The 13,206-nt window shown below is 42.8% G+C and carries 9 protein-coding genes and 4 pseudogenes; 7 read left to right on the top strand and 6 right to left on the bottom strand.

The genetic code is table 11. The annotated features are described in order from the left end of the window. Positions 1 to 317 precede the first annotated feature (317 nt). The gene (locus AC51G0_RS30015) at positions 318 to 905 is read left to right on the top strand and encodes a PadR family transcriptional regulator (protein ID WP_496304385.1); all 588 of its coding nucleotides are present in this window, start codon (positions 318 to 320) and stop codon (positions 903 to 905) included. Here AC51G0_RS30015 and tnpC read toward each other — a convergent pair. The 6 genes and pseudogenes from tnpC to cynS all read right to left on the bottom strand — a co-directional run bounded on the left by tnpC (position 886) and on the right by cynS (position 5,169). After that, positions 886 to 2,352, bottom strand: a pseudogene (gene tnpC / locus AC51G0_RS30010) (IS66 family transposase). The gene AC51G0_RS30015 and the pseudogene tnpC sit on opposite strands and share 20 nt — an antisense overlap. A 62-nt stretch (positions 2,353 to 2,414) precedes the next feature. Next, positions 2,415 to 2,771 carry an IS66 family insertion sequence element accessory protein TnpB gene (gene tnpB, locus AC51G0_RS30005; protein WP_496304384.1) on the bottom strand — a complete coding sequence of 119 codons (357 nt, stop codon included), beginning with the start codon at positions 2,769 to 2,771 and terminating at the stop codon, positions 2,415 to 2,417. 26 nt (positions 2,772 to 2,797) lie between these two features. Next, the gene (tnpA, locus tag AC51G0_RS30000; RefSeq protein ID WP_496304383.1) at positions 2,798 to 3,061 is read right to left on the bottom strand and encodes an IS66 family insertion sequence element accessory protein TnpA; all 264 of its coding nucleotides are present in this window, start codon (positions 3,059 to 3,061) and stop codon (positions 2,798 to 2,800) included. An 82-nt stretch (positions 3,062 to 3,143) separates the two neighbouring features. Continuing rightward, positions 3,144 to 3,544 (bottom strand): annotated as a pseudogene (locus AC51G0_RS29995) (IS6 family transposase); the annotation flags it as partial. Positions 3,545 to 3,864: 320 nt separating this feature from the next. After that, entirely contained in the window at positions 3,865 to 4,680 is an 816-nt protein-coding gene (locus AC51G0_RS29990; RefSeq protein WP_496304382.1) for a formate/nitrite transporter family protein, read from the bottom strand. 48 nt (positions 4,681 to 4,728) lie between these two features. Beyond that, positions 4,729 to 5,169 carry a cyanase gene (cynS, locus tag AC51G0_RS29985; RefSeq protein WP_496304381.1) on the bottom strand — a complete coding sequence of 147 codons (441 nt, stop codon included), beginning with the start codon at positions 5,167 to 5,169 and terminating at the stop codon, positions 4,729 to 4,731. Between the two features lie 268 nt (positions 5,170 to 5,437). Between cynS and AC51G0_RS29980 the strand changes: the two genes are divergently transcribed. From AC51G0_RS29980 to AC51G0_RS29955, 6 genes and pseudogenes are all read left to right on the top strand, one after another. Next, a complete protein-coding gene (locus AC51G0_RS29980) occupies positions 5,438 to 7,354 on the top strand; it encodes a sigma 54-interacting transcriptional regulator (RefSeq protein ID WP_496304380.1) in 1,917 nt (638 codons plus the stop codon). 510 nt (positions 7,355 to 7,864) lie between these two features. Next, positions 7,865 to 9,029 (top strand): annotated as a pseudogene (locus AC51G0_RS29975) (IS91 family transposase). 171 nt (positions 9,030 to 9,200) lie between these two features. Continuing rightward, positions 9,201 to 9,565: pseudogene (locus AC51G0_RS29970) on the top strand (IS66 family transposase); the annotation flags it as partial. A 189-nt stretch (positions 9,566 to 9,754) separates the two neighbouring features. Beyond that, positions 9,755 to 9,925, top strand: coding sequence for an EAL domain-containing protein (locus AC51G0_RS29965; protein ID WP_496304379.1), 171 nt, complete (start codon positions 9,755 to 9,757; stop codon positions 9,923 to 9,925). A 54-nt stretch (positions 9,926 to 9,979) separates the two neighbouring features. Continuing rightward, positions 9,980 to 10,204, top strand: a complete 225-nt coding sequence (locus tag AC51G0_RS29960; RefSeq protein WP_496304378.1) for a hypothetical protein — start codon at positions 9,980 to 9,982, stop codon at positions 10,202 to 10,204. Positions 10,205 to 10,355: 151 nt separating this feature from the next. After that, positions 10,356 to 12,269, top strand: a complete 1,914-nt coding sequence (locus AC51G0_RS29955) for a methyl-accepting chemotaxis protein (RefSeq protein ID WP_496304377.1) — start codon at positions 10,356 to 10,358, stop codon at positions 12,267 to 12,269. Positions 12,270 to 13,206: the final 937 nt, after the last annotated feature.

Genomic DNA, 13,206 nt, shown 5'->3' with positions numbered 1-13,206 from the left:
TTTGATGGTTAATGTTGTTATGTGTATTTTTTCCTAAAATGTTTTAATTGTATTCGTATTAAAAATAGGAATGATTGATGTTTACGTAGCAACTGTTTATTTGAAATAACATAAGCCTAAATATAATTTACAGCACAGTGAATAAATATTATTAATTGATGGACGTTATTCTCAAAATGTTTATATATAGTGTAAAAAAACAGATAAGGACAAAGTCATATTAATTTTATGCCTATTAAATAACTCGCACCAATATTAATCAGACAAGATTTACAACCCATTCTATAAAAGTCTTGTTCTTTTAAAGGATTGAATAAATGGCATTAAAATACGTAATTTTAACTTTACTGAGTGACCATGACGCTAGTGGCTACGATATTTCAAAGGAGATTTCCAACAATCTTGAATATTTTTGGAACGCCAGCCACCAACAGGTTTATTTCGAGCTAACTAAACTTTATAGTATGAGTTTAGTGACTTTCATAGTTAAACCACACAAACATAAACCGGATCGAAAGGTTTACTCGATTACTAACTTAGGGCGTGATGCTTTATTTGAGTGGTTTCAAGAACCGACATCTCATATGGCTATCCGGGACAAACTATCAGCAAAACTAATGGCATGTAACATACACAGTTCAGAGCCTATGTTGCAAAACATCGAAACTGTACTTAAAGAATCCAATGAACAGTTAAATTATTACCACAGTTTAGAACTGACTCAATTTTCTCATTACAGGAACACCAAACGTCAGTCACGTATTGAGCATTTGGCGCTACGTCGTAATATGTATATATTGCGAGCAACAATTAATTGGGCGAAGGAAGTAGAGGCTGAGCTTAAAGAGCTCGGTAGTTTTAATGTAAGCGAGTATTCCTACCCACCTAGCGATAGAGAGTGCTGAAGGTAAAAGGCAACAGATCACCGACATAACAGCCTTCACCACGTTGAGGTAATTCTGTCAGGACGTGACGCAGATAGGCGTAGGGTTCAACGCCATTTGCCCGGCAACTCAGCATAATACTGAACAGGGTCGCACTGGCATTCGCCCCACTTTGGGTATCCGCGAACAACCAGGCTTTCCGGCCGGTCGCCACCAGACGGATATCTCGCTCGACACGGTTATTGTCTATCGGGTAATCACCATCCTCGACGTACTTTTCAAGGTCGGCCCATTGCTTAAGCGTATAATTGACGCCTTTCCCATCGGGCTTTCAGAAAGCAGTTGTGAAGCGGCTTTTTCAAGCCAGACTTTGAGCGCGTTGAGTATGGGGATGCTTTCTTTTTGACGTACCGTGTACCTTTCTGGCGCAGGCTTGTCTTTCAGCCTTTTTTCGATGGTATAAAGCTTTTGGATATAACTCAGCGCTTGTTTAGGGCGACCCGCTTTCTTGGGACTTAAGTTGAGAGCATCGTTGAACTTACGCCTGGCATGCGCCATGCGGCATAGTCATCGGTCATGCCTCAAGAAATTCTTTGGGGTAAGTATGCGCACGGCACGGTTGATATTAGAACAACACCACCGGTGTTTGACTCTGCTCTGGGCTGGAGTATGCCCACAGGTAGGATTTTGCTTGCGCTTTTCGGTTCGGCTCCTTGAGCACCTGCAATGTTGTTTCATCACCATGAACCACGCGCTCCTTCAGGTGTGTTTTGTGCGTAGCCTGATAAATCGGAGAGAGTAATGCGGCTGTTTTTATCATCCAGTTCGCTAATGTTGTACGTTGGATATCAACACCCACGCGTGCCAGCTCTTTTTCGATGCGGTACAGCGGCAGACCATCGGCATACTTACTGACCGCGACGGTTGCTCATGTTCCCGCTGTGGCAATACTGCCGGGAAGGGAGTGTCGAGGCATGGTCGCGGTGATAATTTTGCTGCCTTCCCCGTGATTTTCACAGCAACGGCACGCATATTTTTTACGTTCGTGGCGCAGGACTTTCACTTGCTTGGGGATGATTTCAAGCTGCTCTGAAGTCTCGACACCGATGTGATGGAGTTCACCCTAGCTGCATGGGCTGATTTTCTCACCCTCAGGCAAATCGTATTCGATAACCTCTCGCGGCAAATCTGGGGTGATGGGCTTGCGACCGCGTTTACGCGTGTAGGTGACGGTTTCCATTTCCGACTCGTCGTCAAGTTGTTCGTTATCTATCAGTGATTCTGCCTCATTGAACAAACAACCTTGAGCGGGGAACTTCTCACTTTGCGGCAAGAACCGCTTGGCTTGAGTCAGCCGAAATTGCTCCCATATCTCAGTAATGCGGGTTTCGTATTCTTGGCTGACATTTTGAACCAAACTATCAATGTAGGCTTGGATTTCTGGGGGTGATGCCCGTGGGCTTTTCAAGTTCCTTTTGCATACAAAAAGTATAGTAAAAACAGCTCCTTTAACCAGTTTCACTGGCTATTTTATGATATTTTCAGACTTGACAATGGTTGGTGCGCTACTGCATTTTGCCAGTTTAAGCCATCAAGCAACCACCGTAGCTGGCAAGCGGTAATTTCCATTGCCAGGGTATCTTGCGGGTGTCTGGGCCAACTGAATTTTCCTTTCTCGAGGCGGCGGTAATGAAGCCAAAACCCGTTGGTATCCCACTGCAAGATTTTGAGTTTGTCACGGCTGCGGTTGCAGAACACAAACCAGTGAGGGCTGACCGGATTAAGCTCCAAGACCTCTTCAAACAACAGACCAAGTGTATTGATGGACTTTCTCATATCGGTCACTCCCGTTGCCAGATAGACATTGCCAGCAGGTGCCGGGATCATGGTAAAGCCTTGATGATGTCTGGCAGCTACCCCATAACTGTAGTGTCATTGACGGAGACCCGGTAACCACTGGGCGTCTCGATGACAACAGCAACAGAAGATGACGACATCGAAATAGGAATGATGACATTATCGGCGTCTTGCAGCGGATTAGTAATTTTCTTCTGCCAGTAATAAAACTGCGATTGAGCAATCTGATTTTCCTTACACCAGGTTGTTACTGTCTGGCCGCTCTCGGTTTGCTGTTGCAAACGTTGGCTCCATAAGTTCCACTTGTCTTCGCGTGTCATGATAAAGCCCCATTTATAAAGGAGCTTTATCAATACCAATCTTTTCTTTTAAAAAGAATGCGGGGCGAAATGGGCGCTTACTTTCAATCACGACTTTTTCAAGCAAGCCGTTATGATCTATAGCCTTGTTAGAGAAGGCGCGAACGGCTTTCTTGTCACGGTGGTCACACAGTAAAAAATCAATGACGCAACCGTATTTATCAACAGCCAGGTAGTAATATTTCCACTGGCCTTTGACGTTAACGTATGTCTCGTCCATCGCCACGAGGAAGCCACAGGCTTCTTTCTTCTGCGAGCTCGTTGCTCTAGTAATGGCGCATATTTAAGTACCCAGCGATTCAAGGTTGAGTGATCAACAGTGATGCCACGCTCTGCCAATATCTCTTCGATTTCACGATAGCTAAGTTTATAAGAAACGTAATAGCGAACAACTTGAAGGATGATGTCGGAAGGAAAGTGGCGACCAGAAAAGTTGATAGTCATAATGCTAAAAGTAATGAGTGCTGACGGAGAACATAACTCAGCACTCCAGTTTACTACACAACCAGACTGAGTTATGGTTGTGTAGTATTCATTGTTTGGGGTTGTTGAAAATAATCAGATGATACCGATCTACTCAGAAATGTATTTGTACTTCAACATAACTTTGCGACGCAACCAGGTCAGATAAAGAAACAAGCCTATCATCTCTGATAGGCCTGTTGAATTGTTATCTGTTCGTCAATTGGGTGATTATTATAATAATGGCTATTTATTGAACACCTAGATGCGACCGAACCAAAATGAGCGTGCAATTTAAAATTTTAAGTTGCACTTGCACGCTTAGGTGCTGTTCGAACGTGTGTAGAATATAGTGTTAAACCAGTAAACAAAAGCCCACCAACTAAATTTCCTAATACGGTCGGAATTTCATTCCAAATTAAATAGTCCATAATTGAAAAATTACCACCCATAATTATACCAAATGGGAATAAGAACATATTTACAACTGAGTGTTCAAAGCCCATAAAGAAAAATAAGAAAATTGGCATCCACATAGCTAGGACTTTTCCACTCACAGAAGTGGAGATCATGGCTCCAACTACACCCATAGAAACCATCCAGTTACAAAGCATGCCGCGAATAAAAATAGTAACCCAACCACTAAAACCATACTGGGCATAACCAAGGGTTCTTGCTTCACCAATTCCAGCTACTTTTGTGGCAATATCCCCAGCATCTGTGTTAAAACCGTAAGTAAAAATGTAAGCCATCATTACAGCAACGGTTAAAGCACCAGTAAGGTTCCCTAAGAAAACCAGTCCCCAATTTCTAAGGACTCCGATAGTTGTTACCCCTGGACGTTTGTCAATTAATGCCAAAGGCGCTAGCACAAAAACACCAGTTAATAAGTCAAAACCCATCAGGTACAACATGCAGAAACCAATAGGAAACAAAATCGCACCGAGTAAAAACACTCCAGTTTTAACAGCAATGGTAATTGCAAATACAGCAGCTAAGGCCAGAATAGCACCCGCCATAAAAGCACGAATCAATGTATCTCTGGTTGACATGAATATTTTTGATTCTCCTGCGTCCACCATCTTAGTAGCAAACACCGAAGGAGCTAAGTATGACATTTAGTAAACCTCTATAATTAGTGACTCATAATTTAGGAATTTAACGCCTTACCAGGATTTATATGGTAAAAACTTACCATTTAATGTAAGAATTACACGATCACCTTGAGGGCTTTCCTCTTTGTCTACCTCCATGGAAAAATCTATTGCACTCATTATTCCATCACCAAATTTCTCCTGAATCACCTCTTTTAGTGTTTCACCGTATACACCAACAACTTCATATAATCGGTAGACTAGTGGGTCAGTAGGTACAGCCTGCTCCCAAATCTTTGTTGGGAAAGACTCTAGGGCATTTCGTACGTCATTATCTAAGCCCAAATACTCTGTTATTGCCTTTGCGTGTTCAGGCAGGGCACTGTTCATACCCATACAAGCAGATGCGAGCCAAACAGGTGACATGTTTAACTCTTTACCCATCTGTTCCCATGTAAGATTTTTGGCTTTCTTAGCTGAAAAAATATTCTCAGTCATAGTTTCTTTGTTCATAGTGTTCACTCCTTGGCAGATATAATTTGTAGTAATTCTAATTCGAATTATTAATTAGAATTTGTTCATAACCTTGGTAGTACAAGAATGGTGCCACTTTGAATGAAATCGGTAATGTATTGATATTCATAGATAAGTTATAAATTCAAAAAAATATCAGGCTACTAGTTTTCGTAATGATACGGCATTTCGAGTTTTTTGTACGGTATTTCGTGTTTTTATGATAGCTTGCTAACTGTATTCAAAGATAAGTGATTTGGTGAAAATTATGCTGTCATTAAAGGAAGTCTCTTTTGAACATGCCCCTTTACCCGCGTTGTTGGTTGACCCAATAACAAATCAAGTAAAGGAGGTGAATGAAATGCTATGTCAGTTGATAAATATGAAGCCAGAATCTATTATTGGCAGCACTGCTCATATGCTATTTAGTGAAACAGTTGCTGAGTTGATTGTTTTCACACAAAGCGTGATGGAAAAACAAGTGAGCTCATGTAATAACTTACTTATACGTATCAGTGGCGTGAAAGATAAATTTATTGCTGTTGAGGCTACTGCAAATATTATAGAAATAGACAATCAATTAATGATTAATTTCTATCTCCAAAGAAGTGATGAGGCCTTCAAAAATAGGGCTAAGTCTGAAACTCAAAAACACTACCAAACTGGATTATTTCACTGGCAACGACTGCAAAATGCTTTCGTTGATTTTGAACGTAAGAATCAATTGCTGTTAAATGCAGTAGGAGATGGTATATATGGTGTTGATTCTAATGGATTGACAACATTTTTCAATCCTGCTGCAGAGAAACTTCTTGGTTGGTCTGCAGAAGAGTTAATTGGCAAAAATATTCACTATATAATTCATGCGCATGATAAGGATGGAGGCCATTTTCATGTAGACGACTGTCCCATATACAAGGCATTTACTATGGGTGTTATAAATTGTGTGGAAGATGATACTTTCTGGAAGAAAAATGGTGAAGCATTATCGGTTAATTATACCAGTACTCCAATTAAAGATGGTGGTCAGGTCGTTGGTGCAGTAGTGGTTTTTAGAGATATAACTGTACAAAAACGTGCTAAAAACGAATTAATAAATGCCCTGCAAGAGGTCAAAGAACTTAAACGCAAGCTAGAATTTGAAAACGCATATTTACAAGATGAAATAAAGTCTGAATTCAATCAACATCAAATGGTTGGTGCAAGCCCTGCAATTAGGGGAGTTATTCAAAAAGTAGAGCTAGTAGCAAAAACAGACGCCACTGTGTTAATTTCAGGTGAATCAGGAACAGGTAAAGAATTAATTGCTAGAGCAATTCATGATATAAGTGAACGAAAACAGAAGAGTTTGATCCGTGTTAACTGCGCAGCTATTCCAACAGAGCTGTTTGAAAGTGAATTTTTTGGTCATAAAAAAGGGGCGTTTACTGGCGCAACTACTGACCGGATTGGACGATTTGAGCTCGCTGATGGTGGCACTCTGTTCCTTGACGAAGTTGGCGAAATCCCACCAGATTTACAAGTAAAGTTGTTGAGAATACTACAAGAGAAGCAGTTTGAGCGCGTAGGAGATAATGTTACCAGAAGTGTTGATGTTAGAGTGATTGCTGCAACAAATAAAAGACTTTTTGAGGAAGTTGCAAATGGTCGATTTAGGGAAGATCTGTACTATAGGCTTAATGTTTTCCCAATTGATTCCGTGGCACTTAGAAATCGGAAGGAGGACATTTCTTTATTAGCTCAACACTTCTTACAAAAGACGATGGAAAGGTTTGGTAGAACGGACCTGAAAATATCAACAAGGCAACTGGATTACCTCAATAATTATGATTGGCCTGGCAATATACGGGAATTAGAGAATGTAATCGAACGACAGGTTATATTAACTAATGGACAGATGTTAAACTTTAGCAACATAGGGGGCGAAGAAAATGTCAAACCAGAACCCAAATCATACCTAACAGAGTTGCCATCTAGGATACTTACACAGCAACAAATTCAGCAGCTAGAGGTTGATAATATAAAAATGGCACTTAAAGAAACCTGTGGAAAGGTTTTTGGCTGTAATGGTGCTGCTAAATTGTTGGATATAAAACCCACCACATTGGCTTCTAAGTTAAAAAAACATAATATCAATATAATTGACTTCAAAAAGTCGAGCTCTATGGGTTCGACTGCGAATTGACTAGAAGTAATATAATTGGTTGCGTCGCAAAGTTCTGTCACATATTGATTGGGAGCAGTTTTACGCACTGGCAGCCTAATTGTATTTGGAAATCAGTGCGTTTGTACTTCAACCTAACTTTGCAAACAGTCCCTTATAAACGTATAAGGATAAATCTTCGAAAATAGGGTGTATATGTCAACATATTGCATTGGTATGCAATCCTGAGATTGCATGATTCATGCTACTCATTGAACGAAGTTGTCCAGTTCCGCGCAAATTGACCATCGCCGACAACGGTGGTGTTTGACGTTTTTGGATACTAAAATAATGAGTGCTGACGGAGATCATAACTCAGCACTTCAGTTTGCAACACAACCTAAAAAGCTGAGAAGAACCGTAAAGTCAACACCTATAGTTGAATAATGGACATAAACAATTACGGTAGTCCGCCTACGGCGGAAGCTATGCTGCTGTAAGCTCATCACATCATTGAGTGTCTATAGGGCGCTATAATCGCATTCTACGCACATACCTCGTCCAGCCAAGCTGTTGTTTGAAAAATATAAGGGATGGGAGACGTTCCTTATTCGCCACGACCGTTATATTCCTCGGTGGTCCATATTGGTCGTGGAGAGAATGCTGGCCAGCGGGACGGGCGCGATGGGGACACGCCGCTTTGCTCCACTCAAAATACGTCTGCCAAAGCTGTAAAAGCAAGGGATGTAGTGCCTATGGCCTGAAGGCCACAGAGCAGTGGATAGCGGAGCAACAACATGTGCTCCCGGCCTGTGAGTGGCAGCATATTACCTTTACGATGCTGGATAAGTTATGGCCGGTCTTTCTATCCAACCGATGGTTACTCAACCGTTTATTCTCCTGTGCCAGTCAGACACTCATAGTCTGGGCAAAAAAACTAGGACTGGAGATAGGGGTTTTCAGCGCCCTTCACACCTATGGCCGCCGGCTTAATTGGCATCCCCACATTCATCTGTCGGTAACCCGTGGCGGTCTCTGCCAGCAATATAACGTGTGGCGTTCAATCTTATTCAAAAAGAAGGTGGCAGAGCGTTACTGGCGTCTGGCAGTGGTAACGTTGGGTCAGCTGGATTTATCCGACCCGGCTTATGCGCACATCAGAGACTACAGGGAGTGGTGCCAATTTCTGGAGAGCCAGTTCCAGCGCCGTTTGAAAGTCCACTTTGCGAAGAAGACAAAACATTTTCGGCAGACCGTCAATTACCTGGGCCGCTACCTGAAACGTCCGCCGATAGCCGCATCGCGGCTGCGGCATTACAGCGGCGGCACTATCACCTTCAGGTAGTTAGATCACCGTACTCAGCGACATAAGTCGCTCGTTCTCAGCCAGGAGGAAATGATCCGGCGATATATCAGCCATATTCCCCCACGGCACTTTAAGATGATCCGGTACTCTGGTTTTCTGTCAAACCACAAACGGGGCTAGTTATTGCCGGCAGTGTATGACGTTTTGGTCACTAAAGCGAAGAATAAGCCGATAAAACCGGGCTTTGTTTCGCTCATGAAGGGGTTCACCAATGTGGATCCATATGAATGTATCTTATGTGGCGGACGTCTGGTGTTTGATAGTGTAGATGCGGGTTATCGTGCAGAAGAATTAATGCAGCACAGGAGTTCAAAGTTAGAAAAGGAGCGATGGTTATTGGGCGCTCATTAGGATAGGTGTGTCCAAAATTCGAAAACGGCCTGAGAATCGCTCACCAATCAACCATTCGTAAACTATCGTTGCATTGATATTGTCTGAAACCGTGCCCAATTCACGGCCGGTTTAAAGAAATATTGCATCTGAAATTGGATTCAGCTTCCTAACCATCAAGTGTTGGTTTAAGCGGATGAAACGCCACTCAATGTACTGAAAGAAGATAAACAGTGTTATATGTGGGTTTACTGCTCGGGCGCGGACTCGCCTGAAGCCGCATTGAAAGAGGTCAAAAATATCGTCTTGTCCGACTATCAAAACGGTCGTTCGATGGCGTGCTCTGTTGCCTTCCTTGGCGAGTACGACAGCTATCTGCAAACAGATGGTTATAAAGCCTATGACGGACTGCTGAAGGTCAAGCACCTGGGCTGCCTGGCTCATGCCCGACGTAAGTTCATGGATGCCAAGAAGTTGCAAGGTAAAGGCAAGACAGGGAAAGCGGATGTCGCTCTGGCGAAAATCCAGAAACTGTATGGCTGGAAACGCGCCTGAAAGGTAAGTTTCCAGCGCAGTTTTTGTACTATACAGGACTAGTGGAATATGATTTAATCACTGCCAGACTGCATGAAAGCGCTTTCATAATTATGGGTAAATAAAAGTTCCAGTTAGTAAGATGGGTTTGCTGTTTTTTTTAATTTTGTGGCTTACGTGGCTTTTCGTCGCTGTCTTACCTTAAGGACAATGTGGCAACAAATACCCACGACCAAGTAACTGTCAAATCAGTCGTACACTTAGCGCAAAACTTTGGATTATCTGTTGTGGCAGAAAGTGTCGAAACCGAAGAGCAGAAACGTCATCTGGTTGAGGTTGGTTGTAATGCGACCCAAGGACTCTACTATTCAGAACCAGTATAAGCAGATGAGCTTATCAAAGCGGCTCTATTGGAAAGAGGTGAAGGTGCGTAACTGATGAGTAAAAACTGTGAAACCAGTTTTAAAGATTTCAATCGCTTTCAGGATTGTCTGAAGCGACTCAATACCTTGTGTACGATTGATGTCGAAAGCAATACTAAGTCAGACGCCATTTCTAATGATGCGCTATATCTGAATCGCGAAGAGGTTATTAACTCATTTGATATTCAGGGCAACCTTATCGTACCGATTAAGGTTTACTGCCTTCTGGTAAGTGGATAGCGGCTGTTGACGTATGTGCTTTAAGCATTCATACCTAAGCGCGCAGTATCGCTGTAATGTATAACACACCTTTATTTTAATATTGATACATTTATTTTGCAGGAATAAGCATGAAAAAAAATAACTATTATTTACTATGGAACCTTAGAGTATGAAATGGTTTGGATATAAACAGATGTTGCTGGTATCGGTGTTACTGCTGGTCGGCGCTTCTGTTTCCGTTTCCACGTATATCTCTTATCTTAGTGGAGAGAAACTCCTCACTCAACGCATCACTGAAGCCAGTCAGGCGTATGTAAAAGCCAAGGCAGAGACTATTGAAGCAAAACTTGGCGAAAAGGTTGAAGGTCTGGCCAAAATTGGTGAGTTGTACAAGGATAAAGAGTTTCCCGGTAATACACCGGAAGAGTATGTAGATTTCACCCATATCCTCGCGAGAGCATTTAATACCGGTAGTGCATTTATTGGGTTTGAATCAAATGGTAACGCGTATTGGAACCAGACTTCTCCTGAGTGGCCTAATCATAAGTTAGATGGCGATGTACGAGAGAAGGGTTATTACAATACCGGGCGGCAGGCATACAAACCAATCCCAACAGAGCCTTATCTGGGAGAAGATGGGGAAACTTATTGGATCAGTGTTATGCAGCGCACCAAGAGTGGAGTAGTCGCGACAGATATGAATCTGGCGTTTCTTGCCACCCTGGTACAGGATGATGATATCCCTTCAGGCGCTGTTGCTGTCATCATAAACCAAGATACCACTTTTCTTGCATCTAACTCACTGGCTATCAAGGCCAGCGAGAAAGGCAGTGACTTTACCTGGTTCAGCCCAACCATCGAAGAGGCAGTGAGCAAAGAAAGCGCAGCCATTGAGTACGAGTTAAACGGCAAAGACAAGATCTTTTTCTCACACCGTATTAAGTTTGCTGATAAGCAGTGGTACTACGCTATAGGTCTGGATAAAGAAGTGGCTTTTGCTGAACTTGCTAATGCCCGTATGACAGCAACCTTCATCGCAGTAACGGCTACGTTGGTGAGTGTTGTTATTGCATTTTTCATCATTCAGGTGCTGTATCAGCCGATCTTGTCGCTCAAGCAGATGGCGACCGGCCTATCGCGTGGTGATGGCGACCTGACGCAGCGTCTTGAGGTTAAAAGTAAAGATGACCTTGGGCAGATCGCCCTTGCTATCAATAAGTTTATCGAAAGTCTGCAGCACATGATGCTGGAGATTCAACAGGCCTCCGGTTCGTTGCAGCTCAACGTTGACCGACTGCGCGATCAGTCGGTGCGTAATAGCTCCATCTTACAGAATCACGTCTCGGAAACAGAGCAGATCGTTACCGCGATAGAAGAGATGAATGCAACCGCTGATTCGATGGCCACCGATGCAGCTAATACTGCCAATCTGACGCAGCAAGCAAATCAAACCAGTGATGAGTCCCGTCAGATAGTAACACAGTCACAGAATACGGTATCAACACTTATTGCAGAGGTGGATGAGTCTGCTGAAAATGTGCAGAAGATGGCTGATGAGACCCAGGGTATCAATACTATTCTAAGTGTGATTGGTAATATCGCGGAGCAGACTAATCTGCTGGCTTTGAATGCAGCGATTGAGGCGGCGCGTGCGGGTGAGCAGGGCAGAGGCTTTGCTGTGGTAGCGGATGAAGTGCGTAATCTGGCTAACCGTACCAAAGACAGCACCGAAGAGATTGAAACCGCATTGAATAATTTGGTAAATGGTACCCAGGTGGTAGTGGACTCGATGGAAAACACCAAATCACGCTGTCAGGAAGCTGCGGACGGTTCTGGTGAGGTGGGCGTAAGTCTAGAGAACATGACTAGCTATGTGGATGAGATCAATGACCTTAGTTCTCAGATAGCTACAGCAGCTGAAGAGCAGAGCAGTGTTACTCAGGAGCTGAGCCGCAATATGTCTTCCATCAACGAGATAGTCGGAGAGCTCGACACCAATGGTCGCCAGGCTCTGGATGATGCAAAGAACATCGCCTCTATCAACGAGCAACTGAACAGCATAGTAAATCGCTTTAAACTGTAGGTTACGTAGTTGAAACTGATAAATAGCAGCCACCAATAGTTGGGTGTTTTAATAATAGGCTTTGCGCCGGGTCATTGATAAAGCCTAGATACGGGTTAATCGGTGGTTTGGGCTTTGATGTGATGGACGCACCTCCCTTCTAGCGTCGTTGTACCAAACTAATGGCGCAACCAGTAAGAACGGCTCCGTTGCAAAGTTTAATGAAAGCCCGACTTCTCAGTAGTTTTACGACCTAAAAGGTATGACACCAAGGCGGTGTACCAGACATTAGAAGATCATTTTCCGGATTCTGAGATTGTTATTCCGCCGAAAGACAATATGTTTGCCGATGAGGCTCATCACCCAAGGGCGAAGCACCCTATCAGGTTGCTTCGCCCTTGGCATTATCGGTTGGCAAAGCGTGCGGCAATACGGAAAAAGGAATATCTCAGAAGTGGCCATGCAACATTACAAGAGGATAGTAGGCAATACGTTACACAGCAGGGAGCTTGAAAATCAGTCAAAGGAAATTTTACTTGGTTGTTTTGTTTTAAATCACTTTACTCAACTCGGGATGCCCAATAGCTACCGGGTCGCCTAACCGTATCAAAAAACCACGTAGATTTAGTACTGCAACAAAGCCATCAATGACTGATTTGATTTTCTCCATAATCATAGCCTCGCGGTACGTTATGGAGTGGGATGGTTCATTACATTACAACCTTTAAACTTGCGTCAGCAAACAAACACCTGAAGGTTCATAACGATACTTATAATATTGATTAAGATCAATGTTATTGATTGACCATTTATTAGTATTAGCTTTAATACCTAATGGAGAGGGTTATGGAGTTTCTACGTTGTGGTATTTGTGTAATAAATTTATCTAGGTAAGTGGAATTTTGCTTTGAGAGTCAGGAAATTATGCTAGAAAGCTTGATATGTTTATAGCAGTGTT

This window comes from Photobacterium sp. HL06 (genome assembly GCF_059552575.1).
Note: the sequence above shows the minus strand (reverse complement) of the source record. Positions and strands in the feature narration are given on the sequence as shown.